This is a genomic window from Aeromonas sp. BIGb0445 (genome assembly GCF_024809075.1).
Taxonomy (GTDB): domain Bacteria; phylum Pseudomonadota; class Gammaproteobacteria; order Enterobacterales; family Aeromonadaceae; genus Aeromonas; species Aeromonas rivuli.
On record NZ_JANUES010000019.1, the window covers coordinates 1 to 25,710 of the forward strand.

25 protein-coding genes are annotated in these 25,710 nt (G+C 63.9%); 5 read left to right on the plus strand and 20 right to left on the minus strand.

Translation table 11 applies throughout. The features are described 5' to 3' along the window. Nucleotides 1–377: 377 nt before the first annotated feature. From hutH to M2367_RS19910, 9 genes are read right to left on the minus strand one after another with little or no spacing between them, the layout of a single operon-like run. Nucleotides 378–1,949, minus strand: coding sequence for a histidine ammonia-lyase (hutH, locus tag M2367_RS19870; protein WP_259238209.1), 1,572 nt, complete (start codon nt 1,947–1,949; stop codon nt 378–380). After that, complete coding sequence (locus tag M2367_RS19875; RefSeq protein ID WP_259238210.1) at nt 1,939–3,624, minus strand: glycosyltransferase; 1,686 nt, start codon at nt 3,622–3,624, stop codon at nt 1,939–1,941. The genes hutH and M2367_RS19875 overlap by 11 nt, the downstream gene beginning before the upstream one ends. Next, nucleotides 3,621–5,429, minus strand: coding sequence for an AMP-binding protein (locus tag M2367_RS19880; protein ID WP_259238118.1), 1,809 nt, complete (start codon nt 5,427–5,429; stop codon nt 3,621–3,623). Before M2367_RS19880 ends, M2367_RS19875 begins: the two co-directional genes overlap by 4 nt. Further along, entirely contained in the window at nt 5,429–6,016 is a 588-nt protein-coding gene (locus M2367_RS19885; RefSeq protein WP_259238120.1) for a hypothetical protein, read from the minus strand. Before M2367_RS19885 ends, M2367_RS19880 begins: the two co-directional genes overlap by 1 nt. Next, complete coding sequence (locus tag M2367_RS19890; RefSeq protein WP_042040144.1) at nt 6,009–6,257, minus strand: acyl carrier protein; 249 nt, start codon at nt 6,255–6,257, stop codon at nt 6,009–6,011. The genes M2367_RS19885 and M2367_RS19890 overlap by 8 nt, the downstream gene beginning before the upstream one ends. 26 nt (nt 6,258–6,283) lie before the next feature. Next, nucleotides 6,284–6,538 (minus strand): phosphopantetheine-binding protein, encoded by a 255-nt coding sequence (locus M2367_RS19895; protein WP_042040142.1) that lies wholly within the window; start codon nt 6,536–6,538, stop codon nt 6,284–6,286. A 17-nt stretch (nt 6,539–6,555) separates the two neighbouring features. Continuing rightward, nucleotides 6,556–7,314, minus strand: coding sequence for a lysophospholipid acyltransferase family protein (locus tag M2367_RS19900; RefSeq protein WP_259238124.1), 759 nt, complete (start codon nt 7,312–7,314; stop codon nt 6,556–6,558). Next, the gene (locus M2367_RS19905; RefSeq protein WP_259238126.1) at nt 7,299–8,012 is read right to left on the minus strand and encodes a beta-ketoacyl synthase chain length factor; all 714 of its coding nucleotides are present in this window, start codon (nt 8,010–8,012) and stop codon (nt 7,299–7,301) included. The genes M2367_RS19900 and M2367_RS19905 overlap by 16 nt, the downstream gene beginning before the upstream one ends. Next, nucleotides 7,990–8,223 carry a hypothetical protein gene (locus M2367_RS19910; RefSeq protein ID WP_259238127.1) on the minus strand — a complete coding sequence of 78 codons (234 nt, stop codon included), beginning with the start codon at nt 8,221–8,223 and terminating at the stop codon, nt 7,990–7,992. Before M2367_RS19910 ends, M2367_RS19905 begins: the two co-directional genes overlap by 23 nt. Nucleotides 8,224–8,274: 51 nt before the next feature. Here M2367_RS19910 and M2367_RS19915 point away from each other — a divergent pair, with 51 nt between their 5' ends. The 3 genes from M2367_RS19915 (at nt 8,275) to M2367_RS19925 (ending at nt 10,020) form a co-directional block, all read left to right on the plus strand. Next, nucleotides 8,275–8,670, plus strand: coding sequence for a hypothetical protein (locus M2367_RS19915; protein WP_224432225.1), 396 nt, complete (start codon nt 8,275–8,277; stop codon nt 8,668–8,670). Between the two features lie 19 nt (nt 8,671–8,689). After that, nucleotides 8,690–9,772 carry a methyltransferase gene (locus M2367_RS19920; protein ID WP_224432224.1) on the plus strand — a complete coding sequence of 361 codons (1,083 nt, stop codon included), beginning with the start codon at nt 8,690–8,692 and terminating at the stop codon, nt 9,770–9,772. A 62-nt stretch (nt 9,773–9,834) separates the two neighbouring features. Then, nucleotides 9,835–10,020, plus strand: coding sequence for a hypothetical protein (locus M2367_RS19925; RefSeq protein ID WP_396021392.1), 186 nt, complete (start codon nt 9,835–9,837; stop codon nt 10,018–10,020). 158 nt (nt 10,021–10,178) lie between these two features. Here M2367_RS19925 and M2367_RS19930 read toward each other — a convergent pair whose 3' ends face one another. The 10 genes from M2367_RS19930 to M2367_RS19975 form a co-directional block, all read right to left on the minus strand. Beyond that, nucleotides 10,179–11,087 carry a pseudouridine-5'-phosphate glycosidase gene (locus M2367_RS19930; RefSeq protein WP_259238133.1) on the minus strand — a complete coding sequence of 303 codons (909 nt, stop codon included), beginning with the start codon at nt 11,085–11,087 and terminating at the stop codon, nt 10,179–10,181. Further along, a complete protein-coding gene (locus tag M2367_RS19935) occupies nt 11,081–12,172 on the minus strand; it encodes a PfkB family carbohydrate kinase (protein WP_259238135.1) in 1,092 nt (363 codons plus the stop codon). The genes M2367_RS19930 and M2367_RS19935 overlap by 7 nt, the downstream gene beginning before the upstream one ends. Nucleotides 12,173–12,324: 152 nt before the next feature. Further along, complete coding sequence (gene nirD / locus M2367_RS19940) at nt 12,325–12,657, minus strand: nitrite reductase small subunit NirD (RefSeq protein ID WP_042040128.1); 333 nt, start codon at nt 12,655–12,657, stop codon at nt 12,325–12,327. Next, a complete protein-coding gene (gene nirB, locus M2367_RS19945; RefSeq protein ID WP_404972891.1) occupies nt 12,654–15,200 on the minus strand; it encodes a nitrite reductase large subunit NirB in 2,547 nt (848 codons plus the stop codon). Before nirB ends, nirD begins: the two co-directional genes overlap by 4 nt. Nucleotides 15,201–15,265: 65 nt before the next feature. After that, nucleotides 15,266–16,087 (minus strand): ABC transporter ATP-binding protein, encoded by an 822-nt coding sequence (locus tag M2367_RS19950; RefSeq protein ID WP_157013867.1) that lies wholly within the window; start codon nt 16,085–16,087, stop codon nt 15,266–15,268. A gap of 25 nt (nt 16,088–16,112) precedes the next feature. After that, nucleotides 16,113–17,045, minus strand: a complete 933-nt coding sequence (locus M2367_RS19955; RefSeq protein WP_042040125.1) for an ABC transporter permease — start codon at nt 17,043–17,045, stop codon at nt 16,113–16,115. Between the two features lie 21 nt (nt 17,046–17,066). Further along, nucleotides 17,067–18,452 carry a CmpA/NrtA family ABC transporter substrate-binding protein gene (locus tag M2367_RS19960; protein ID WP_259238142.1) on the minus strand — a complete coding sequence of 462 codons (1,386 nt, stop codon included), beginning with the start codon at nt 18,450–18,452 and terminating at the stop codon, nt 17,067–17,069. 381 nt (nt 18,453–18,833) lie between these two features. Then, entirely contained in the window at nt 18,834–19,415 is a 582-nt protein-coding gene (locus M2367_RS19965) for an ANTAR domain-containing response regulator (RefSeq protein WP_259238143.1), read from the minus strand. Between the two features lie 111 nt (nt 19,416–19,526). Beyond that, nucleotides 19,527–20,312, minus strand: a complete 786-nt coding sequence (gene cobA / locus M2367_RS19970) for a uroporphyrinogen-III C-methyltransferase (protein ID WP_259238144.1) — start codon at nt 20,310–20,312, stop codon at nt 19,527–19,529. Beyond that, a complete protein-coding gene (locus M2367_RS19975) occupies nt 20,309–22,930 on the minus strand; it encodes a nitrate reductase (RefSeq protein WP_259238146.1) in 2,622 nt (873 codons plus the stop codon). Before M2367_RS19975 ends, cobA begins: the two co-directional genes overlap by 4 nt. Before the next feature lie 309 nt (nt 22,931–23,239). Here M2367_RS19975 and M2367_RS19980 point away from each other — a divergent pair, with 309 nt between their 5' ends. Next, nucleotides 23,240–23,743 (plus strand): RNA methyltransferase, encoded by a 504-nt coding sequence (locus tag M2367_RS19980; protein WP_259238147.1) that lies wholly within the window; start codon nt 23,240–23,242, stop codon nt 23,741–23,743. 524 nt (nt 23,744–24,267) lie between these two features. On the opposite strand, the gene M2367_RS19990 is transcribed toward M2367_RS19980, so the two are convergent. Next, the gene (locus M2367_RS19990; RefSeq protein WP_259238149.1) at nt 24,268–25,023 is read right to left on the minus strand and encodes an ABC transporter substrate-binding protein; all 756 of its coding nucleotides are present in this window, start codon (nt 25,021–25,023) and stop codon (nt 24,268–24,270) included. 215 nt (nt 25,024–25,238) lie between these two features. Here M2367_RS19990 and M2367_RS19995 point away from each other — a divergent pair, with 215 nt between their 5' ends. Continuing rightward, on the plus strand, nt 25,239–25,670 hold the full coding sequence (locus M2367_RS19995; RefSeq protein ID WP_224432211.1) for a universal stress protein: 432 nt from the start codon (nt 25,239–25,241) through the stop codon (nt 25,668–25,670). The last annotated feature ends 40 nt before the right edge of the window (nt 25,671–25,710 follow it).

The following is a 25,710-nucleotide window of genomic DNA, read 5'->3' on the forward strand; positions in this document are numbered from 1 at the left end:
CGTCGTGAAACGGGATCTCTATCTCGATACTGTGGCTAATCATCCAGGACTCATGCTGCATACAGACTCTCCATCGGGCCGTGCCAGACATCCGCAGCCATCATGTCCACATCGTGAAACGGGATCTCTATCTCGATGCTGTGGCTAATCATCCAGGGTTCACTCTGCATACAGGCTCTCCATCGGGCCGTGCCAGACATCCGCTGCCATCATGTCCACGTCGTGAAACGGGATCTCTATCTCGATGCTGTGGCTAATCATCCAGGACTCATGCTGCATACAGACTCTCCATCGGGCCGTGCCAGACATCCACTGCCATCATGTCCACGTCGTGAAACGGGATCTCTATCTCGATACTGTGGCTAATCATCCAGGCTTCACTCCCCATGGGAGATCTCCTCATAGAGCGGGTAATGACGGGCCTGCAGACGGGCGATCAGTGCCCTGAGTTCCTGCTCCAGGGGCCTGTCTTCCACCAGGGCCGGGTGGTGCTCGCGTACCCCTAGCACCATCCTCTGCAGCTCAGCGCCAAGCTCGCTGAGGGTGCGGCCCTGGGCCAGCAACCGCAGCTCGACCCCCTGCACCGCCGCCAGCAGGCAGGCGGCGCCAACCTGTTCACTCAGGGTCAGCACCCGCAGGGCATCCCGCGCCGCTATGGTGCCCATGCTCACCTTGTCCTGGTTGTGGCACTCGGTGGAGCGGGAAAAGACGCTGGCGGGCATGGTCAGCTTGAGGGCCTCGGCGGTCCAGGCGGAGACGCCGATCTGCACCGCCTTGAAACCGTGATTGATCATGCGTCGCTCGCCGCTGGCACCCGACAGGTTGCTCGGCAGGCCACCGTTGAACTTGCTGTCCACCAGCTGGGCCAGCTGGCGATCGAGCAGATCGGCCAGATTGGCCACCGCCGTCTTCATGCTGTCCATGGCCATGGCGATGTGGCCGCCATAGAAGTGGCCGCCGTGCATCACATGCTCAAAGTCGCCATCGATCAGCGGATTGTCATTGGCGCTGTTGAGCTCGTTCTCGATGAGCTGACGCCACCAGGGCAGGCTGTCGGCCACCACGCCGATGACATGGGGGGCGCAGCGCAGAGAGTAGCGGTCTTGCAGCCGGTCGCTGTGGCGCGGCAGCTCGCCACTCTGCAAGTCGGCCCGCAGCCAGGCGGCGATGCCCTGCATGCCGGGGTGGGGCTTGGCCGCGAACAGCCGCTCATCGAAGTGGAAGGCGTTGCCGGCCATGGCGACGCTGACCAGGGCGGTGATGCGGGTGGCAAGCTTCATCAGGTATTCGGTGCGGGCATAGGCCAGACAGGCGAGCGCCGTCATCACCGAGGTGCCGTTCATCAGCGCCAGCCCCTCCTTGGGCCTCAGGATCAGGGGCGTGACCCCGAGCGAACCATAGACATCGGCGGTATCGGCCAACTCTCCGTTCCGATAGAGCTCGCGCTCCCCCACCAGCACGGCGGCCACGTAGGAGAGCGGGGTGAGATCGCCGCTGGCACCGACCGACCCCTCTTCGGGAATACGGGGGATTAAGTCCTGCTCCAGCAACCAGCAGAGCCGCTCCAGCAACGCAGGGCTGACCCCGGAGACCCCCTGGGTCAGGGAGCAGAGCCGGGTCGCCAACACGGCGCGGCCAGCCTCCAGGCTCAGATCCGCCCCCAGGCCGCAGCCATGGAAACGGGTCAGGTGCAGGGGCAGCTCGGCCACCAGGGCGGGCGGCACGGCCCGGGTCACGGAGTCGCCATAGCCGGTGGTCACCCCGTAGATGACCCCCTCCTCCTCGAGCAGCCGATCGAGAAAATCGGCGCCGCGCTGGATACGGGCCATAAAGGCGGGATCCGGATTGAGTACGGGTCTGGCCCGCCCCTCGGCCAGGGCCACTACCTGCTCTATGGTGAGCCTGTCTGCGCCGAAGGTGACCTGGGGAGAAGGAGTATCACTGTTCATCATGAGTTAGCTGCCAAAAATCGAAGAAGTTGAACCAGTCGAGAGGGGCTCGCAGGCAGTGGTGTTGCAACCTGTCCGCATAGGCCTGCACCCAGTGCTGCAGCGCCGCCTCCCGATTGCTACGCGGCAGCAACAGCCGCTCTGCGAAGGGCTCGAAATGGACCCGGAACCGGCCCTGTTCCTTGAGGCCGAACATCAGATAGACGGGGCAGGCCAGCACGCTGGCCAGGGCGAAGGGGCCAAGGGGAAAAGGGGCCGGGGCGCCGAGAAAATCGGCCCAGACCACCCGCTTCTCCCTGGTGACCGAGGTGCGATCCCCGACGATCACCACCCACTCCCCCGCCTCTATCTTCTCCTTGAGCAAGATGGCGGTGTCGGCCCCCATCTCCTGCACCTGGATGAGATTGAGCCCGGATCCTGGATTGATCTGCTTGAGCAGGGCATTGAAACGGGCCGCATGGCGGGTGAACACCAGGGCGTTGATGCGCACTTGGCCCGCCTGGGTGCCAAGGGCCCGGCACAGCTCGAGATCCCCGAGATGGGAGCCGAGCAGCAACAGGCCACGCCCCGAAGCAAGAGCAGCCTCCTGGTGTTCGCGCCCCACCAGCTCGACCTGCTCCGGGGCTATGTCGCCGCGCCAGCCCGCCAGCTTGTCCAGGGCCGCCTCGCCAAAGCGCAGCAAGTGACGAAAGCTGGATCTCGGCTCGGCAGGCAGTGGAATGTCGTTGGCCGCAGCAAACGCCTCTAGCCGGGCCAGATACTGCTCCGAAGCCGCCCGCTGACGGCGGCCGGTCAACCAGAAGTAGCCGATGACCGGATAGAGCAGCGCCTTGAAGCCCCTGCGTCCCAGCAGCCGATAACTGGTCAGCATGATCCGCAAGCCAAGCAGGCTGCCTCGTTCCGGGGTACGCGACCAGTGTGCCCTGCCCCGGTGCCAGAGGCGAGCGGGCCAGCGCAGCAGCTGGCGGGTCAGATCCCAGAGCAGGCGGCACACCAGCCGGGTGTGCATCCAGGAGATATCCAGATTGTCTTGCCAGAGCCGAAAATGGGAGCTGCCATCGGCGGGATAGATGACCCGGGTCGCCACGAAACGACTCTTCACCCCGCGCCAGTGGAGGCGCACCATGATCTCGGTGTCAAAATCCATCCGCGCGCCGAGGCGCACCTCGTCAAACAGGGCGCAACTCGCCGCCAAGGGGTAGACCCGAAAGCCGCACATGCTGTCTTCGAGGGTGAAGGAGAGCGTCTCTATCCAGACCCAGACATGGGTGACATAGCGGCCATAGAGCCGTCCCTTGGGCACAGAGTCGTCATAGAGGGGGCGGCCCGAGATCAGCGCCTCGGGATGGGCCTCGGCCTCGTGCAATAGCCGCGGCACGTCAGCGAGATCGTGCTGACCGTCCGCGTCTATCTGCACTCCATGGCTAAAACCGCGCTCGAAGGCGGCCTTGAGCCCGGTCATCACCGCGGCCCCCTTGCCCAGATTATGGGGATGACGCAGCAGGCTCACCCAGGCCTGATGCTCCCTCGCCAAGCCATCGAGACGGGCGGCGGCGCCCGGCTCACTGCCATCGTCGATGAGCAGACAGGGCAGCCCCAGGGGGGCCAGCCTGGTCAGCACCCCGGCCAGGGGAGCCGAGTGGTTGTAGCAGGGGATGATGATGCAGGGAGTCAGGGACATAACCGCACTCTTCCACTACTGGCGAGCTCATCGGCGAGTCGATAGCTGAATAACAACTGACCCTTGTCGGCCTGCCAAGTCAGGTGCAGGCTGCACTGCTGACCCGGGCTCAGGGGGCGCTGGAACTTGAGCTGGCTCATGCCGCCAAAGGTGCCAGAGAGGCCAAGCAACTGCCGACCATAGTGGATGGCCCAGTGCACCTGCGTCACGCCGGGCAGCAGCGGCGCCCCCGGAAAATGGCCGCTGAACCAGGGGAGCGCGGGGTCAAGATGAAGCCGCAGCACCAGCGCATCCAGGGTCTGAGTCTGCTCGAGCAGCGTCGGTAGGGTAGCTGCTTGCATGGCGGCAGCCCCTGAGTCGTTGTTGTTCATCTCTTTTCTCATCGGCTGACCGGCTCCGCCACCCGCCATCTTGTCCGCAGGCAGCTCATCAAATAGCGCTTTCAACTCGGACCAGGGGCGCTTGCCCTGACTACTCAGGGGCAAGGTCGCCAGGAGTCGCACCCGGCGCGGCAGCGCCACCGGTTCGAGCCAGGGTCTGAGCCGCTCGCGCAGGGCGATGAGGAAGCGCCCATGCCCCAGTGTCTGCCACTGGCGCTGCCCCTCAGGGGTCAACACCAGCACGGCGCCGAGCGCTTGCCGGGTCGCCACCGTCAGGGGCAGCACGGCGGCGGCCTCCACCCAGGGCAGGGCCTGCAAGCGGGTCTCGACCTCATCGAGGGAGATCCGCTTCTCTTCGATCTTGATGAGCCGATCCCCGCGTCCAAGCAGATGAAAGCCAGCCTCTTCCCATCGAATGCGATCGGCGCAGAGCAGCGGCTCGCCATCGGGCAGAAAGGGGGAGTGCAGCAACAAGCGATCCTCGGCCGCCACCAGGGCCCGGATCCCCGGCATGGGCTGCCAGGGGGTATGGGGCGCCTGACTCTGGCGCCAGGCGATGCCACCGGTCTCGCTGCTGCCAAATACTTCGATGGGCAACTGACCAAACAGCTGAGCGCTGCGGAGTGCATCCGCCAGGGCCAGGGGACCGCCGGAGGAGACAATCAGGCGGCACTCCCCCTCCCCGAGCTCAGGATCGAGTCGACTGAGAAAGGCGGGAGAGGCGATCAGGGCCCAGGGCCCTCGCTGCCCCTTGAGCTGCTCCGGATAGAGGGTCAGGGTGCGGGCGAAGGGAACACCCAGTACCAGGGGCAGCAGGATGCGAAACAGCAGGCCATAGATATGCTGATGGCTGACGCTCGCCAGCAGACGTGTGCCATCGAGCCTCTCCCCCCAGAGCGCAATCAAGACTCGCAACTCGGCCTCTAGCTGGTGCCAGGCCTTGGGGATCGCCTTGGGCACGCCGGTCGAGCCCGAGGTGAACAGGGTCAGTTGCAAGCCGGTGGGAGCGGCCCAGCGCGGCGCCGGGCTCTCATGCTGCGAAACCGTCAGGGGCAGACGCAACCAGGGGTGCTCGCCCCCCTCCCCCAGCTGCTGGCTATCGGTCAGTATGCCGTCGAAACCCGCACCGAGTTCGGTCAGGGCGGCCGGGCGCTGATGACCGGGCAGCACGACCTCACGACCCGACAGGGCGCAGGCCAGCAGGGCCTGGGCAAACAGCAGGCTGTCATCGAAGCAGAGTGCCCAGCGCGTTGCCGGTGAGGCCGCCAGCACGCAGGCCAACCCCTCGGCGCCGCCTCTTAGCTCACCGAACAGGCTCTCGCCCTGTGGGCCGAACGCCACCACCTCCTCGTCTGCCCGCTCCCAGATGGCGGCGAGCAGACGTTGGCAGGGCGCGAAAGAGTCAGCTGCATGACTCATCAGGCAAAACTCCGTTTGACCCGCAGGCGCACCAGATATTCCCCGCCCATTAACAGCCCCATCAGCAGGTAGCTGATGAGACCGTTGTAGAGGCTCCACAACGCCAGGTCTCCGTGCCAGATGGTGGCGGCGGCAAGCACGCCATTGACCACGAAGAAGCCGCACCAGACCTGGGTCACGGTGCGGGTATAGCGCACTCCCGCCGGCGGCAAGTCGGGATCGGTCAGGCGGGCGAGGCGCTCCACCAGCGTCATCGGCTGGCGCAGACTCCAGCCAAACAGGCAGAGCAGCGCCAGGGAGACGGCGAGGGGGTAATAGAGCAACCAGTGCTGGGCCGAGAAGAGGGCGCTCAAGCCCGTCAGCAGCAGGCCGACACCGGCGAGCAGGCGGCCGAGCAGCAGCCACTCGCGCACCGGGGAAACACCGGGCAGCAGCCGCAAGGCAAAGGTGACCAGCAAGATGGCGAGCAGGGAGGATCCCCCCCAATGGGTCAATCCCCAGTAAACGGCCAGGGGATAGGCCAGCAGCAGCCCCCCTGCCAGCAGGGAGAGCAGTCGCAGCACGGGTCTGACCTTGGGATCAGGCATCGGCCAGCAGGCGCTCGACCGCGTCGACCACATCGGCCACGCTGCGCACCGTCTTGAACTCTTCGGGCTTGATCTTCTTGCCGGTCAGTTTTTGCAGATGCACCACCAGATCGATGGCATCTATGCTGTCGAGTTCCAGATCCTGATAGAGCTGGGCGTCCAGGGTGATCTCCCCTTCATCCACCTCGAACAGCTTCACCAGGGTGGCCTTGATCTCGGTAAAAATCTCGTCTCTGTTCATCTGCGTTTCTCCGAAAAGGGACGGGCTCAGGCTTGGGAGTGAACCAGGGCAACCAGGGCTGCGACACTGGCAAAGTGACGACGGGTATTCTCGTCATCGGCGGAGAGCACTATGCCGTAGCGACCCTTGATGGCGAGCCCGAGCTCGAGCGCATCGATAGAGTCCAGGCCCAGACCATCCCCAAACAGGGGAGCCTGGCTGTCGATGTCGTCCGGGGTCAATCCTTCCAGATTGAGGCTGTCGATAATGAGTTGCTTTATTTCTTGTTGCAGGTCTTGCATTGCTGTTCCATACGCTGTCATTGGGCCCCGGGTTGCAGGACCCTGGTGAGAAATCGGGTTAGCTGGCGGGCGGCCAGGGCGCTGCCCTGTTCGTTGTCGACCACCTCTGCGGCAGTGATCTGCGGCAGGAATTCCAGGGTGAAGCTTGGCTTGTGCTTCGGTGTTCTGAACCACTTGTCCTGCTTGGTGAGGAAGCGCTCACTGCAGTGAATGCGCACCGGCTGCAGCGGCACCTGACTGCGCAGTGCAAGCTGAGCCGCCCCCCGTTGCAGGTGCAGTGGCTGGCCTGGGGTGGTGCGAGTCCCTTCCGGAAACACCAGCAGCAGGCCGCCGCTGCGTACCCGCGCCATACAGAGCGGCAATAACCGCTCGGCCTCCACATTGGGAATGTAATCGGCGGCACGCACCACGCCCCCCAGAAACGGATTATGCCACAAGGCTTGCTTGACGATGCAGTCACATACCGGCAGCTCGGCGGCCAGCATCACATAGTCGAGCAGGCTGGGGTGATTGGCGACCACCAAGGCCCCGCGCAGATCCTGAGGCATGCCGCTCACCCGGTAATCCAGTACCCCCAGCCCCTTGAGCAGCGACATAAACAGCCGAAAACTCTGCTTGATGCTGGCCTGGGCCAGGGTGCGACGCCGTTCCCCGCGCAGGCAGAGCGCCAGCAGCGGGAACCAGCAGAGAGTGAGCAGCAGCCCCCCCAAACCAAAGAGGGTGAAGCCAAGGGCGGTGCCAAACAGCCGCCAGAGCCGGTTCAACCGCGCCGCCATGCCCACTCCTGACGTCCATCCCCCAGCAGGCAGGTCGCTTGCTGCAACAAGTGCGCGCGCCAGAATGCCAGAGGCTGGGCCAGCGCGGGAGCATGGCCATGAATCCTCGCCCCCTCGCAGTGCCAGCGCTCGCCTTGCTCCTCATCCCCGAGTACCAGCGCGATCCCATAGGGGGGAGTGGCCGGGATCCAGGGGTGATGAAAGGCGGGGATCTCCCCCTCGAAGAGCACCAGCAGCACCCGCCGGTAACCGGCCTGCAGGTTGGCGACCGCCTCGGTCAGCCCCGCCATCAGTCCCCCTTCCCCTGCCGCCAGCGAGCTCATGGGCAGCGCCGCCTTGCCCTGAATGGAGCAGAGTCCGGCCGCGGTGTTGTGCACCGACATGGAGAAATCCGTGGGCGAGAGGGGGTTCGCCGCCGCCAATCCTTGCAACAGCGTGAGAGAGCGGGCCAGCTCACCGTGGCGGCTGACAAAGATGGCGTTGTCTATCTCGTGGCGACCGAGCATCTCCAGGCCGAGCTGCACCGCGAGCCGGGCCCCGGCGCTGAGGCGACGGGCCATCATCATGGGCAGCAGCGGAGTCGGTGGCAACGGGGCAGCATCGGGCCACAGGCCCTGTTCCGCCCACTGTTGCCATTGACTGACCTGGTTCAGCCCGGGGGAGAGCGCCTGCGCATCAAGGAGTGAAAATGAGAACATGATGACGAGCTTCCGTCCTGGTGCGGCGCAATGGCTGATGAGTTGGGTTAATCAGATTGCCGGCTGTCATCCGGCGGGAAACATGGAGAAATAATGCTGGTTTCATGCCTGTCATTAATTCGGCGGCCATCATAGCATTATTTTCCGTAAATAATAGACGCGAACCATATAAGCCCTTGTCTTCAGTCATATTTATTGAAAATAACGCCATTATGTTGTCTCATTGCCCCGCTTCATAAGAAACCGACCTCGGGGAACAATAATGAACATGATGTCCAAATCCGCCTTGCTGCTCGGCTGCGCCCTGCTGGCCGCCTGCGCCACCAGTCAGCCGGTGCATAATTTGCCGGCCAATCAGGTGAACTTCACCCTGACCCAAGAACAGGTCGGCAACGCCATCCTCAATGGTGGTCTCAGCAAGGGCTGGGTGATGAAAAAAGAGCAGCCAGGGCTTATTCGCGGTCAATTGAATGTGCGCCAACATCAGGCGGTGATCAATATTCCCTATAGCGCTCATGACTACGCCATCAATTATGTCAGCAGCATCAATCTCGATGATGATGGCAAGGGTGCCATACACCGCAGTTATAACCGCTGGATCCAGGGATTGAACCAGGCCATCCAGATCGAGCTGTCCCGCACTAGCAATAATAAATAACCCCGGAGTGGCAAGTCCTGTGAAACATTACCAAAGCGAGGGACATGACGCCCTCGCCGCCATCAGCCAGGCGCAGCGCATCGCCTTCGCTCCCATGTTGTTCCAGGCGAGCTGGTGCCTGCGTGAAACCGGTGTGCTCGCCTACCTGGAGAGCCGTGGTAAAGAAGGCGCGACCACCGCCGAGATAGCCCGCCACTGCGCGATCAGTGAATACGGCGTCGGTGTGCTGCTCGACATGGGGTTGGGGGGCGGGATCTGCCATCTGGCCGGGGCGCGCTATGTGCTCGGCAAAGTGGGCAAATACCTGCAAAACGACTCCATGACCCGGGTCAATATGGACTTCACCCAGCACGTCTGCTATCAACCCCTCGCCCACCTGCTCGATGCCATTCGGGAAGGCAAGCCCGAGGGGCTCAAGGTGTTCAACCGCGACTGGGCCACCATCTATCCCCACCTCGACGAGTTGCCGGAGCCAGCCCGGGCCAGCTGGTTTGCCTTCGATCACTTCTACTCAGACTGGGCCTTCCAGCAGGCTCAGGACCATGTGCTGGGCTATGAGCCGCGCACCCTGTATGACGTGGGCGGCAATACCGGCAAGTGGGCACTCTCTTGCGCGGCCCGGGATCCCGGACTCAAGGTCACAATACTGGACTTGCCCGAGCAGCTCGCCCTGGCCCAGCCCCGGATAGAGGCCGCCGGGCTGACAGCCAGAGTCAGCGGCCATGCCGTCAACATGCTCGAAGCCGAAGGCCCGTTGCCCGGTGAAGCGGACGTCTGGTGGATGAGCCAGTTCCTGGACTGCTTCAGCCACGAGCAGATAGTCGCCATCCTCAAGCGTATTCGCCAACACATGAAACCCGGGGCCCGGGTCTGCATCCTTGAGCTGTTCTGGGACAGGCAGAGCTTCGAGGCGGCCAGCTTCAGCCTCAATGCCACCTCCCTCTACTTCACCGCCATCGCCAACGGCAACAGTCGCTTCTACCACTCCAAGCAGATGTACCAGTGCCTGCGGGAAGCCGGTTTCCATGTGGAGGCCGAGCACGAGATCCCGGGCCCCGGTCACACCCTGCTGGTTGCCCGCCCGCTCCCTCAGGGGCAATAATGACCTCAACCCTTAACGAGGAGGTTGGCATGCGTCATTTATCCCTGCGTCACTCATCCCTGATGGCGCTGCTCACCGGCCTGGTGCTGGCCGGTTGTGCCGATATCAAGGAGGCGGGCCGCACCATAGGCCACACCACCAAGCATGTGACCCGGGAGATTGGCCACACCAGCCGGGATGTCACCCGTGAGATAGGTCACAGCACCCGGGATGCGGTCAAACAGGTCGGGGATGAGCTGAGCGACTGATTTCGTCTGAACGCGTACCCATAACAAGAGGGCCCCGGGGCCCTCTTGTTATTGCGCGGTGATCTCGACTCAGAGGCTGGCGGCGATGTGGGCCCCCAGAACGGCGTTGTTCAGCACCAGCTGGATATTAGCCGCCAGGGAGTCACAGGGGCCAACAGTTACAAGCTGGCGGCAATCTTTGCCCCCAGGGCGGCGTTGTTCAGCACCAGCTGGATGTTGGCCGCCAGGGAGTTGCCGCCGGTCAGCTCGCACACCCGCGCCAGCAGGAAGGGGGTGGATGCCTTGCCTTTGACGCCCTGCTCGTCCGCTTCCTGCAGTGCCTGCTTGATGGCCGCATCTATGTCGGCCTTGGGCATGGCAAACTCGGTCGGGATGGGGTTGGTGACCACGGCGCCACCGGCCAGCCCCAGCTCCCACTTCAGACGCAGCGCCTCGGCAATGGCCGCCGGGGTGTCGAGGCGGTAATCCACCTTGAAGCCGCTTTCGCGGGTGTAGAAGGCGGGCAGCTGCTCGGTCTGATAGCCGATGACCGGCACCCCCTGGGTCTCCAGGTACTCCAGGGTCAAGCCGATGTCGAGTATCGACTTGGCACCGGCGCAGACCACGGCCACCGGGGTCTGGGCGAACTCCTGCAGATCCGCCGAGATGTCGAAGCTCTCCTGGGCACCGCGGTGCACGCCGCCGATGCCGCCGGTGGCGAACACCCGGATCCCCGCCATGGCCGCAATGATCATGGTGGAGGCGACAGTGGTGGCCCCCAGCCCCTTGTTGGCCAGCACGAAGGGGATGTCGCGGCGGCTGCACTTGGTGGCGGCGTGACCGGCCTTGCCCAGCGCCTCCAGCGCCCCCGCATCCAGACCCACCTTGAGGCGGCCATCGATGATGGCGATGGTGGCCGGCACGGCGCCGTTGTCGCGCACCACCTGCTCGACCTGGCGCGCCGTCTCCACATTCTGCGGATAGGGCATGCCGTGGGAGATGATGGTGGACTCCAGGGCTACGACGGGTTTGCCGGCGGCCAGGGCCGCGGCGACGACCGGTTGGATATCGAGGTAAGCGTTCAACATGGGTACTCCTCCAGAACACGTTCAACGGCGGCCTTGGACAGGCCGGAAAAAACAGTTTCATGACAACCGACGGTGAGGGCGGCGCACCCCAGGGCAAAGCGGGTGCTTTGCGCCATGTCGCTACCGGCCAGCCAGCCATGGACCAGACCGGCCATGAAGGCATCACCGCCGCCGGTCACATTGCTGACCGGGCAGCCGAGGATGGGCAGGTGACCCTGACTCTCCCCGTCGCTATAAAAAATGCCCTGCTCCCCCAGACTCAGGAACAGGCGCTGTACCCCGGCGCTGTGGAACCAGTGCGCCGCCCTGGGCCAGGTGTCGGGCCCTGCAATGGCGAAGCCGCACAGCTGTTCGGCCTCGCTGCGATTGGGCTTGAGGGTATGGATGCGGCCGAGCCAGGGGCGGATCTTCTCCACCTTGGCCACGGAGACGGTATCGACAAAGAGCACCTGCTCCCCATGGCGGTCGAACAGCCAGTCCAGGGTGCCGGTGGCGAGATTGGTGTCGAGCACCAGCACGTTGGCGGCAGCGAGAAAACCGCCAAGGGGGCTCAACCGGGCAGGGGTCAGCTCATCGATGATGCCCATGGCATTGATGGCGCAGCTCATCTCCCCCAGGCCATCGTGCAGGCTCAGGTAGCAGGAGGTGGTTTTGCCGTCGAGCACCAGCGTCTGGCGCACATCGACACCAGCCTGCTGGCTCACCTCCAGCAACTGATGGCCATGCTGATCGTTGCCCACCGCCGTCACCAGACGGGTATCAGTGCCAAGCCGCGCCAGGTTCTCGGCTATGTTGCGTCCCACCCCGCCGGCCGAGGTGCGCACCGAGCCCGGGTTGGAATCCCCCATGCGCAGGGCTCCCTGGCTCTGGCCACAGATATCCATGTTGGCCCCCCCCACCACCACGGCGTAAGGGCCCTCGCGCAGCACATAACCGCGCCCCATCACGAACCCCTGCCGCGTCAGGCTGGAGACATGGCTGGCCAGCGCCGAGCGACTGATGCCAAGTTGGGTCGCCAGCTCCTGCTGGGGGATCATGGGGTCCTGGCGCAGCAGGGCGAGGATCTCTTGCTCACGGTCTGTCATAGACAAATATCCATATCTAGGCTTTTGTTTAAGCTAGCAGGAAAACGTTTCGATAAAAGAGGGGCGGTGCAGAATTGTCGGGTGGCGCACAAAAAAAACACCGGGCAGGCCCGGTGCTGGTGACGCATCTGATTGCATGTTGGTGACCTGGCTCAGGAGAGCTTGACCCAGATGGTCTCTCCCTCCAGCCGGGTGGGCCAGGCGCGCACCCCGAGGGCCGGATCGTCGAGACAGCGGCCATCCATCAGGGCGTAGCGCTGCTTGTAGAGTGGCGAGGCCACCACCGGCTCTCCGCCAAGATCCCCCACTATGCCTCGCGAGAGCAGGGCAATACCCGAGACGGGATCCCTGTCGTCAAGCACATATACCCGCTCCCCGAGCAGAAACAACGCCAGCTGCTGCTCCCCAACCCGGGCACTGCGGCCCTGGCCGGGCAGCAGACTGGCCAGGGCGCAGACCGGCAACCAGGTTTCTTGCTGCATCATATCAACTCCTTGATCTTGATCGCCGGGACCCACTGGCCACGCTCCTCGCGCCTTGGCGGCGTGGCAACCGGCTCGTCATCGACGAATGCCTTGAACAGCGCCACCTTGTCCGGATCGGCCAATGTACTCCGCCACTCGCACTGCCAGCTGCCGACAATGGACTCCATGTGGGCCTCAAGTTCGGCCCCGAGGCCCAGTCTGTCCTCCACGATCACCGACTTGAGGTAGTCGAGCCCCCCCTCCATGCTCTCCATCCAGACCGAGGTGCGCTGCAGGCGCTCCCCGGTGCGCACATAGAACATCAGCAATCGGTCTATGTAGCGGATCAGGGTCGGCTCATCGAGATCGGTGGCAAACAGATCGGCGTGGCGCGGCCGCATGCCGCCATTGCCACAGACATAGAGGTTCCAGCCCCGCTCGGTGGCGATGACACCGATGTCCTTGCTCTGGGCCTCGGCGCACTCCCGGGTGCAACCGGAGACGGCAAACTTCAGCTTGTGGGGCGCTCTGAGCCCCTTGTACCTGTGCTCGAGCCGCATGGTCAGCCCCATGGAGTCCTGCACCCCGTAGCGACACCAGGTGGAGCCCACACAGGATTTGACGGTGCGCACCGACTTGCCATAGGCCTGGCCGGTCTCGAAGCCCGCCGCGATGAGCTCCCCCCAGATGTCCGGCAACTGATCGACCCTGGCACCGAACAAGTCGATGCGCTGGCCGCCGGTGATCTTGGTGTAGAGCCCGTATTTGCGGGCCACCTCGCCGATGGTGATGAGGCCGTCCGGGGTGATCTCGCCGCCGGGGATGCGCGGCACCACCGAGTAGGTGCCGTCTCTTTGCAGGTTGGCCAGGAAGGCGTCGTTGGTATCTTGCAGTCCCCGGTGGGGCTTCTCCAGCACGTGCTCGTTCCAGAGCGAAGCCAGAATGGAGGCCACGGTCGGCTTGCAGATATCGCAACCCAGCCCCTGACCGTGACGATCCCGCAGGGCATCGAAGGTCTTGATCTCCCCCACGCGGACCAGGTGGTAGAGCTCCTGACGGCTGTAGGCGAAGTGCTCGCACAGACTGTGGTCGGCCTCCACCCCCAGCTCGGCCAGGGCCACGTCCACCACCTGCTTGAGCAAGTTGCTGCAACCGCCACAGCCGGTGCCCGCCTTGGTGCAGCTCTTCACCGCCGCCAGCTCGTGATTGCCCGCCCGAACGGCGGCCACCACGGCCCCCTTGCTGACGTTATGGCAGGAGCAGAGGATGGCGCTGTCGGGCAGCACCATGGGCGCCGCCGCCTCGGCCCCCTCCCCCATCAACAGGGAGAGCACGGGTTCGGGCAGGGGCAGAGCGTTCTGGTAGTACTGGAGCAGCCGCTCATAATCACTGCCATCGCCCACCAGGATGGCGCCGAGCAGCCGCTTGCCCTCGCCATCGGTCACCAGTTTCTTGTAGATGCCATTGACCCTGTCCAGCAGCAACAGCTCCTGAGCCCCTTCGCTGCTGCCATGGGCATCACCGATGGAGCCCACATCCACCCCCATCAGCTTGAGCTTGGTGGACATGTCAGCGCCCTGGAAGCGGGTCTCACCGCCACAGAGGGTCGCCACGGCGGCGCGGGCCATCTGGTAACCGGGGGCCACCAGTCCGTAGATGCGCCCCTGCCAGAGCGCACACTCACCGATGGCCAGGATGGCGGGATCCGAGCTGATGCAGCCCTCATCGATGCAGATACCCCCTCGCTCACCCACCGTCAGCCCCCCCTGACGGGCCAGGGCATCCGCCGGGCGTATCCCGGCCGAGAAGAGGATCACATCCGTCTCCAGATGCTGACCATCGGCGAAGCGCAGGCGATGGCGCGCCGTCTCGCCATCCTCGATGGCCTCGGTCGCCGTGGCCGTGTACACCTCGACCCCCAGCCCCTGGATCTTCTCCCTGAGCAGGGCGCCGCCGCTCTCATCGAGCTGAACCGGCATCAGTCGGGGAGCGAACTCCACCACCCGCGTCTTGAGTCCCAGCAATCGCAGGGCATTGGCCGCTTCCAAGCCGAGCAGGCCGCCGCCGATGACGACGCCAGTGCGGGCGGCGGCGCAGGCATCGCGGATCTCGTCCAGATCCCCCAGGGTGCGATAGACGAAACAGCCAGCCCGCTCATGACCGGGGATGGGCGGCACGAAGGGCACAGAGCCGGTGGCCAGCACCAGACGGTCATAGTCGAGGCGCTCCCCGGACTCGAGGCAGAGCTGGCGAGCGGCCCTGTCCAGGCTCTCGACCTTGGCACCGAGCCGCAAACTCACCCCTTGCTCGGCGTACCAGGCCGGGTCGGCGAGGCGCAACGCGTCGGGCGCCTTGCCGCCAAACACCTCGGAGAGATGCACCCTGTCATAGGCGGGATCGGGTTCGGCACCCAATACGGTGACCGTGAAGCGGGCCAGTCCATCTGCCGCCACCAGCTGTTCGATGAAGTGATGACCGACCATGCCATTGCCGACGACCAGCAGTTGCTGTTTCTCAACCACCTTGGGTTGTTCGGTGAAGTGATGGTCTATCTCACCAGCCATGCCATTGCCTATCACCACCAATTTTTGTTCATCCATCTCGTTCATCCTTGTTCTCTTGTCCCGATTCAGGCGGTGCGTCTGATGACGCCCCCGGTGGCCGTCTTGAGCTGTGTCACCTTGCGCTGCTTCTCGTAGAGGAAACGCAGCACCTGCTGGCGCAACTTGTGGTACGCCGGGTCGTCGGCCAGGGCCACCCTCTCCCTGGGTCTGGGCAGGTTGACCGCCAGAATTTCCCCCACGGTCGCCGCCGGGCCATTGGTCATCATGATGATGCGATCCGACAGCAACACCGCCTCGTCCACGTCATGGGTGATCATGATGACGGTGTTGCCAAGCTCCGCCTGGATGGCCATCAGCGCATCCTGCAGATGAGCCCGGGTCAGGGCATCCAGGGCGCCGAAGGGTTCATCCATCAACAGCACCTTGGGGGAGAGCGACAGCGCCCGCGCGATGCCGACCCGCTGCTTCATGCCCCCCGAGATCTCATGGGGCATCTTGTGGCTGGCATGCTCCATCTGCACCAGGGAGAGGAAGTAGTGCACCTGTTCGGCCACCTCCTCGCGCCCCGTTACCCGCCGCCTGACCGCCAGTTCAACGTTCTGATGAACACTGAGCCAGGGCAGCAGGGCGTGGTTCTGGAACACCATGGCCCGCTCGGGTCCTGGCCCATCCACCTCGCGGCCATCGAGGATGATGCCCCCCTGGCTCGGCTCCAGCAGCCCTGCCACCAGATTGAGCACAGTGCTCTTGCCACAGCCGGAGTGGCCTATCAGGGAGATGAACTCCCCCTTCTCTATCTTCAGGTTCACCCCGGTCAGGGCCTCGAAGACTCCGTGCTCAGTGGTGAACGACATGCCGAGTTCACTCAAATCCAGATAGGTTTTCATCACGACTCCTTGCCCGTCAGGGCCATCAACGCAGCAGTTGCCGCTTGTCCCAGGACAACCACTGTTGCAGCGCCAACATCAGGCGATCCAGCGCGAAACCGATGAGACCTATGGTCACCACGGCCACCATGATCCGGGCCAGGGAGGCGGAACTGCCGCTCTGGAACTCGTCCCAGACGAACTTGCCGAGCCCCGGGTTCTGGGCCAGCATCTCGGCGGCAATCAACACCATCCAGGCGACGCCCAGGGAGAGGCGCATGCCGGTGAAGATCATCGGCAGGGCGCTGGGCAGCACTATCTTGGCGATATGCGTCAGGAAGGGCAGCCGCAGCACCCGGCTCACGTTATGGAGATCCGGGTCCACCGAGCTCACCCCGACCGCCGTGTTGAGCAGAGTCGGCCAGAGTGAACAGAGGGCCACGGTCAGCGCCGAGTTGACGAAGGATTTCGCCAGCCAGGGATCCGGGCTCACATAGACGGCACTCACCACCATGGTGATCAGTGGCAGCCAGGCCAGGGGAGAGACCGGCTTGAGCAGCTGGATCACCGGATTGGCGATGCGATAGAGCTGCGGGTGTATGCCAAGCACTATCCCCAGGGGGACGGCCAGCAGGGTCGCCAACCCAAAGCCGGTGGCCACCGTCAGCAAGCTGGTGCCAATCTGGTCGAAGAAGGTCGCCCGTCCCGGGTAGGCTCTCACCTTGATGCTGGCAGCGGGATCCGCCGCCAGCCGCTCGGCATTGCGACTGGCCTGGCGGGCCAGGAAGCCGGATTCGCGCTCCCGCTCGGCCAGGTGCTCCTGACCCAGTTGCCAGAGCTGGCTGGCGGTCGCCCCGGGGCCCGGCAAGGTACCCAGACTGGTCTTGACCTGACTGGCCCCCAGCTGCCAACAGAGCAGAAACAACACTATGCCGAAACAGGGGGCCAGCAGGCGCCCTATCGCTGTCGCTTTCATCATGAAGACTCCTTGTCCTTGGCTTCACTGCACCTGTTCATCGCCCTTGAGGCCGATGGCAAAGTGGTTCAGATAGTCATTGGGATGGCGACCGTCATAGACGATGCCGTCGATAAAACCTTGTTGCGGGCCGCGATAACCGCTCTCGGTCGCAAACGCCGGGAAATCCGTCGCCTGGAGCTTGCCCTCCTCGATAAGTGACAGCGCCGCCTGCTGGTACACCTCGGGCCGATAGACGGCGCGGGCGACCTGCTCGAACCAGGCATCGGATTGCGCCTGGGGGATCTGCCCCCAGCGGCGCATCTGGGTCAGGAACCAGATGGCATCGGAGTAGTAGGGGTAGGTGGCATGATGGCGAAAGAAGACATTGAAATCGGGCAGGCTGCGCACGTCGCCCTTGTTGTATTCGAAGCTGCCGGTCATGGCGGCGGCGATCACCCCTTCGTCTGCCCCCACGTAATCGGGGCGAGCCAGCAGCTTGGCCGCCGCCCGGCGATTGCCATTGTCGTTGGCATCGAGCCAGTGGGCGGCGCGGATCAGCGCCTTGACCAGACGGACATGGGTATTGGGATAGCGTTCGGCCCAGGCCTGGGTGACGCCCAGCACCTTCTCGGGGTTGTTGCGCCAGATCTCAAGGTCGGTGATGACCGGGACTCCGATCCCCTTGGCGATCGCCTGCTGGTTCCAGGGCTCGCCCACGCTGTAACCCGAGATGGTGCCTGCCTCCAGGGTGGCGGGCATCTGGGGGGGCGGGGTGACCGAGAGCCGCACCTCCCCCTGACGCTGACCCGAGTCATCCCCCTTGAGCGGGGCATAGTAGCCAGGGTGTATGCCCCCTGCCGCCAACCAGTAGCGCAACTCGTAGTTGTGGGATGAGACGGGGAACACCATGCCGAAGTTGAAGGCCTTGCCCGACTGGCGGTACTGGTCCAGCACCGGCTTGAGGCTGCTGGCCGAGACGGGGCGCACCACCTGGCCATCGGCCTGCTTGGCCAGCTGAGGCAGCATGGCCTGCCACACCGAGTTGGCAACCGTGATGCCATTGCCATTGAGATCCATGGAGAAGGCGGTCACCAGCTCGGCCTGGGTGCCGATGCCGATGTGGGCTCCCAAGGGCTGGCCCGCCAGCATCTGGGCACCGTCGAGCTCGCCATCGATGACCCTGTCCAGCAGCACCTTCCAATTGGCCTGAGCCTCCAGGGTGACATAGAGGCCCTCGTCCTCGAAATAGCCCTGCTCATAGGCCACCGCCAGGGGCACCATGTCGGTCAACTTGATGAAGCCCAGCTTGAGCTCTTCCTTCTCGGGGGCTCCGATGCTGACCGTCTCAGACGCAGCCGTTACCGCCCCCAGGGCTGGCCAGGCCAACATGGCCAGCAGCGCACCTTTGCACATCATTCTTGGCTTCATAGTTACCTCTTCACTTCGCTCATCCGGGTCTGGCCATCACGCGCCGTTGCGTTGTTGCCATCCCCGTTTTGCCAAAAAAAAGGCCCCACCGACCTGATGGTCGATGGGGCCACATTGCCCAGTTTTCATGGTGCCAGCGTTCATGGTGCCAGCACTCATGGTGATAGCCCCGAAGGGCCTGGCGCCTGTCCGCCCTTGGCGGCACCGGCTTGTTATTGCTCTCTATTAGCTATTCAGGATACGTGCCAACTTCTCACATGCCCTGTCTACCGGGCGAATGGGGCTGCGCGTCGGGCCAGGGTGCGCCAGCGCGGCGCATCTGCACCAAGTTGGCCACCCATCCCCCTCACCTCGCTCGGGTCGCCTGAGTGACGCCGCCTCTCAGGCGGGCAACGCCTGGAGCAGACGGCGGGCCAGTTCCGCCAGGCTGTGGTTCTGGGCCATGGCGGTGCTGCGCATCGCCTGGTAAGCCGCCTCCTCATCCAGCCCCTGGTGGCGCATCAAGCGCCCCTTGGCCTGCTCGATAAGCCGTCGTTCTTCCAGCTTCACCTTCAATGCATCCTGAGCCTGCTGCTGTTGCTGCACCATGGCCAACTGGGCACGGGCCAGTCGCAGCCACTGCTCGACAGGTTCCCGCTCACCACAACCATGGGGCACCACCAGGGCTCCCTGGGCCAGCAGCTCAGCCTGCTGTTGCGCCGTCAGACGATCGCAAAACAGTATCCGGGGCAGTAATTGCCCCTGGGTCATGGCCAGCCTGATTTCGGCACTGAAGCGCCGACAGCTGATCAGCAGCCCGTCCCCTTGTATCTTGCCGCCCAGCAACCCCCGCTCATCCAGGATGCGGGGGCTGTGACCATAATGGCTGACCAGGATACCCAGCCGGTTGGCCTGTATCCTGTCATCGGCATGGATCAGCAGTATGGAGTGGCGCCCCTCAGAGCTACCGCCTTGATGTTGCATGCCTCACCTCTTGTCAGTTCAATCCATCGAACAGGCTCTCTTTGACGCAACATGGGGGCCAAGTGTTTGAATCTACCCCTAAATTATCCAGCTCTAGGTAGTAGGGGTAGATCAGGCGACCCGGCTCTCCAGGCCAGTGAGCAGTTGATCCAGTTCATCACGCAGCGCCACCACCTCTCCCAGAATGATGAGCACTGGCGTCGCGCCCCGCAGGGCCTCTGCGGCCCGGGCCAGGCCACCGAGCCGGCAGCGGATCACCCGCTCATGCTCGCTGCACCCTGCCACAATCAGGGCCACCGGCAGCGCCCCATCGGCGCCCGCCCCCAGCAAGCCAGCCTCTATCTTGCCAGCCTGCTCCAGCCCCATGTAACAGACCAGGGTCTGGCCCTCTCCGACCAGGGTGCGCCAACCATTGAAGCTCTCTTCCCCCTGCAGATGGCCCGTCACCAGCGTCACCGAGCGAGCCAGCCCCCGGTGGGTCAAGGGGATGGCCGTGCTGGCAGCGCAGCCGAGCGCCGCCGTGATCCCGGGCACCAGCTCGGCCCGAAAGCCGTGATGGGCCAGATAGAGGGCCTCCTCCCCTCCCCGGCCGAAGATGAGCGGATCCCCCCCCTTGAGCCGCACCACTCGCTTGCCGGTACGCGCCAGCGCCAGCAGCAGGGCATTGATCTCCTGCTGGCTCGGGCTGGGCTCGCCACAGCGCTTGCCCACATCGAAGCGGGCCGCACCGACCGGTATGATGGCGAGGATCTCGGCCCCCACCAGGCGGTCGTAAACCACGACCTCGGCCGCTTCGATGCGGCGCAAGGCCCTCAGGGTCAACAACTCGAGAGGGCCAGGGCCTGCCCCCACCAGAGCGATGTGAACGGCGGTCTGTTCCGGATAGTGTTTCATCATGCTGACTCCAGGAAACGGTGTTGTATCAATAACTTGTCAATCTCTGGCAGACAGGTGCCGCAGTTGCTGCCGCACTGAAGCAGCCCCTGCAGCCCCGCCAGTTCGCTCACCCCCTGCTCGCGGATGGCGTTGACGATGCGCGCCTCCGTCACCCGGAAGCAGGAGCAGACGAGCCGGGAGTCACCGGCAAAGGCATCGCTCAGGGTCTGGCTGAGGGCCCCCGCCTGCAGAGGCAAGCCGAGCAGGCTCGCCAGCAACTCAACCTTCAGGGTCGGCCAACGCTCACCGACCAGCAGCAGGCTCTGGATCCGTCCCTGGGAGAGGGCAATGGCGAGCCAGCCCCCCTTGACGGGCAGGCGCAGCCAGTGCCCATCCAGGGCCAGTCGCTGCCAGCACTCACTCATCCCCTCTGACCAGGAGGCGAGCAACCAGCACTCCCCGCCCTTCAGGGGGCGGCGCGCCCACCAGTCCCCCCGCTCGGCAGGCGCCTGCTGGCCAAGCCAGACGCCCTGCCAATGGGTGGGTTGTTTGTTGAGCCTCACCCTGGCCTGTTTGAACATGGGCTGACCGGAGTGCGGATCCGTGCGCGGGGCCACCAGCCGGTTGACCGCGCCCTGGCTGCACTGGCTGTCGGTCCAGTGCATGGGCAAGAAGGCCTCCCCCTCCCGCAACCCCTCATCCAGTCCCACCCGCACCCGCACCTGACCCCGGCCATTGTCCAGGCTGACCAGATCCCCGGCATCCAGCCCCAGGCTGAGCAGGCTGGCCGGCCCCACCATGACCCGAGGCCAGGGTTCGGCCTCCAGCAGGCGAGGCACATGGCCGCTGCGGGTCATGGTGTGCCACTGATCCCGCAACCTGCCCGAGTTGAGCAGCAAGGGCACTCCTGCTCCGGGTGGCAGCGGCTCCAGTGCGGGGGCCTGTTGTTTCAGGGGTAACAAGCGGGCCCGGCCATCCGGGGTAGGGAAGCGACCATCCTCAAACAACCGATCGCACCCCTGGGGGTGAGCCTCATTGACCGGCCAGCGCAGGGGGGCAAGCGCCTCGAACTGGGCTGGGGTCAGCCCGGCCAGCCCCGAGATGTCGAACTGGCGCTCCCCGCGGTTTTCAAAGCCGGAGAGGGCGGCATGTTCACTGAAAATGGCATGCTCATCGGCGTAGGCGAACGCCTCCCCAAAGCCGAGATGCTGGCCGAGGCTGGCCAGGGCCCACCAGTCGGGACGCGCTTCACCGGGAGCCGGCAGGAAGGGGCGCTGGCGGCTGATGCAGCGCTCCGAGTTGGTAACGGTGCCGCTCTTCTCACCCCAGCCAAGGGCGGGCAACAGCAGATTGGCATAGCGCGCCGTGTCGGTCTGCGCCGTCAGATCTGAGACCACCAGAAACTCGCAGCGCGCCAGGGACTCCCGCACCCGGTCGCCATCTGGCAGGGAAGCCGCCGGGTTGCTGCCCAGCACCCAGAGTGCACGGATCTGACCGCTGTGCACCGCCTCGAACAACTCGACGGCCTTGTGGCCAGGCCCCGTCACCATCCGTGGGCTGCCCCAGAAACGCTGCAGGCGATCGCGCTCCGCGTCGCTAAAGCCCATGTGTGCGGCCAACTGACTGGCCAGCCCGCCCACCTCGCGCCCGCCCATGGCATTGGGTTGCCCCGTGAGGGAGAAGGGGGAGGCACCGGGCTTGCCTATCCGGCCGGTCAGCAGATGCGCATTGATGATGGCATTGGCCTTGTCCGTCCCCTGATTGGACTGATTGATGCCCTGGCAGTAGAGGCTGAGGGTGCGCGGGTGGCGGGCGAACAGCTGGTAGAAACCGAGCAGATCGGAGAGGGCCAGATCGCAATGCTGGGCCACCGCCTCCGGCATCCAGGCGGGATCGTCCAGCTCCCGGGCCAGGGCCGAGATGCCGCTGACATGGGCCGCCACATAATCTCGGTCCCAGATGTCGTGATCGAGCAGGTAGCGGCCCAAGCCGTTCCAGAGCGCCACATCGGTGCCGGGACGCAGGGCCAGATGCAAGTCGGCCTGCTCCGCCGTCATGGTGCGGCGGGGATCCATCACCACCAGCTTGAGTTCGGGACGGCGGCTGCGCGCCTGTTGGATGCGGCGAAACAGTACCGGGTGTGTCCAGGCCGTGTTGGCCCCGGTGATGATGATGAGATCCGCCAGCTCCAGATCCTCATAGCAGGCCGGGACCAGATCCTCCCCGAACGCCCGCTGCTGGGCCACCACGGCCGAGGACATGCAGAGCCGGGAGTTGGTGTCGACATTGGCGCTGCCGATGTAGCCCTTCATCAGCTTGTTGGCCACATAGTAATCTTCCGTGGTGAGCTGCCCGGAGAGGTAGATGCCGATCGCCTCGGGGCCGGATTCCGCCATGATCCGGCTGAACTGGGCCGACATCATAGTGAGCGCCTCGTCCCAGCTGATGCGCTGGCCCTGATGGCGGGGGTAGAGCAGACGCTGGGGAAAGGCCAGGGTCTCCAGCAGGCTGGCCCCCTTGACGCAGAGTGCGCCGCCATTGGCCGGATGAGCGCTGTCCCCCTCGAGCTGCCACTCGCCCGCCTGCTGCGTGACGCTGATGCCACAGCCAACACCGCAATATGCACATGTGGTCTTCATCCTTCCTCCTGCCTGCCCGCAATAAAAAGGCGTCCGCCCCATCGAAGGGAACGGACGCCTCTGTCCTGTCATTGATATTGTTGCTGGTCTATCAGCACAAGATAATGCAAAGAGCTTGCCAGCCTGCCGGACGCCTGCCAGCGCCAACGCTGGACCCTCGCCCTCCCTCATGGCTCCCCAACTCGGTGCAACTGCCCCAGCCTGGACAGGCGAGCGAGGTCCGACAGGGTTGCCAAGCCAACAAGAGCGGTGGGCTGGGCAGAACGGGGCATGGCCCTTTATAATGGCGCCGCAAACCAGGAGAGCGAGATGAGTGAACAGAACAACAGAGGCTGCGTCGAGTCTGCAAGGGAGACGGGGAGCGACTATGTCGGCCTGGGCCTGGTCAATCCAAAATCACCAAGCAATGTCGGGGCCGTGCTGCGGGCCGCGGGCTGCTATGGCGCCGACGAGGTGTGCTATACCGGCAGCCGCTTCGAACTGGCACGTCGCTTTGCCACTGACACCAAACAGATGGTGGACAAGATCCCCCTGCTCGGGGTGGATGACTTGCTCGGCGTGATGCCTGCTGGGTGCGAGCCGGTCTTGGTGGACTTGATTGAGGGGGCTACCCCCTTGCCGGAGTTCGACCATCCGGCCCGGGCTTTTTACATCTTCGGCCCAGAGGATGGCACCCTGGAACCGGCGCTGTTCGCCGGGGTAAAACGGGTGGTCTATATCCCGACCCACGGCTGCATGAACCTGGCCGCCACGGTCAATGTCATCCTCTATGACCGGCTGGCCAAACGTCTGCGCACCGGATCACAAGCGTGAGAGCCTGGTCTATATAACCCCATCCCGGGGCTGCATAAACCTGGCCACTACAGCCAACGTCATCCTCTATGACCGGTTGGCCAAACGTCTGCGCAAGCCAGAGGAATAAGGATGTGGTCTATCCCCCCCAGGGATGCATGAGCTTGGCCACTACAACCAACGTCATCCCTCATGACCGGCTGACCAAACGTCTGCGCAAGCCAGAGGAATAAGGATGTGGTCTATCCCCCCAGGGATGCATGAGCTTGGCTACTACAACCAACGTCATCCCTCATGACCGGCTGGCCAAACGTCTGCGCACCGGATCACAAGCGTGAGAGTCTGGTCTATATAACCCCATCCCTGGGCTGCATAAACTTGGCCACAACAGCCAACGTCATCCTCTATGACCGGCTGGCCAAGCGCCTGCGCACCGGATCACAAGCGTCATAAGAGAGCAGAGGGTGGCCTATATAGCCACCCAGTGACGGCATAAGCCTGGCCGTCACGGTCAGCGTCATCCCCCATGATCGGCTGACCAAGGGTCATTGGTCAGATTGAGCCCGCCTTTCCTGCTTGAGGCCCCGTAAAAAATCACTGTAATAGTCGAGCAAGTGATTCTCCCGGTAGAGCCCGGTCAGCTCCCCGCTGTCGATGAGACGCGCCATGCCTCTATCCCACTCTTGTTGCAACTTGAGCCCGGCGTCGCTGCGCGCAAAGATGGGGTAGCTTGGCAGCCAGCGCAGGAAGACCCGGCTGACATCGGGTGGCAGAGGGTCATTGGCATAGAGCACTCCCGCACTCAGGTAATAACGGTGGCGCCCCTTGGGCAGCAGCGCCATGGCATCCTGATGGCTGTTCACTTCATGCCAGCGCATCGGCACCTTGATGTATTTGTCGAAGGCCCAACCGCGCTGCCAGAGCACCCGTTGCTGGGCCAGACTCTGCTCTCCCTGCCAGCTCTTGCGCCACTTGTCGAGCATGAAAACCGTCACATCGTCGGCACCGTCCGGATAATGGGGCCAGTGCACCCCCTCCACCTCGTTGAGATAGACCCCCATGGTGATGCCATATCCACCCTTGACCACCATGGCCAGCGCCCGCTTGTAGGGCATGGATTGCGGTTTCACCCGGTAACCGAGCGGCTCATAGATGTGCCGGGCCAAATCCAGATAGAGCCCTCCCCCGTCCGCCTCGCAAAAGCCGGGCCAGTCATCGCAATAGACGGGGAGATCCTCGGCCCGACTCATCAGGGGACAGAGGCAACCGCAGAGCAACAGTATTCGTATCAGTATCTGCATTCCCTCTCCTCTCGCCTCCTGGCGCCATGCTTTGGATTATGCACGGCTTACCCAGAAGATCAGTCTGTTCAGGATCACACCGGGCACCATTTTTCAAATTTGCGAGCCAGTCGCAAGTTATTGTGCGGCAAGCAGGTATAACGGTAGGTGAGATTCATTGGTGGCCCATTTGCGATGGGCTACCCCTCATAAACCACTCGCGAAAGGAGCCTTCCATGTCTATCCGCACCCTGCTCTGTCCCGTCGATTTTTCCCAGATGTCCCAACCCGTACTGGACTATGCCGTCTTCATGGCCAAGAGCCACAATGCCAGCCTCAAGCTGATCCATGTGGTCGATCAGCTCCACGGCTTCGACAGCTACAAGATTCTGCACATGACCGCCATCGAGATCACCCACGAGATGGAACGCCACGCCAAGGAAGAGATACAACGGCTCATCGAGACCTTGCCGATCTCCGCCGACTTCGTCGTGCGCTTTGGCCGCGCCGCCGACGAGATCGTCGCCCAGGCCAAGGAGGAGAAGGTGGATCTGGTGGTGATGGGCAGCCATGGTCGCTCCGGCATCAGCCACCTGCTGGTTGGCAGCGTGGCAGAATCCGTGGTGCGTCATGCCCCCTGCCCCGTGCTGATCGTGCGCCAAGGTTAATGCACTAGCCAATAGTGCCAAGCACCTCTTTAGGAAACAA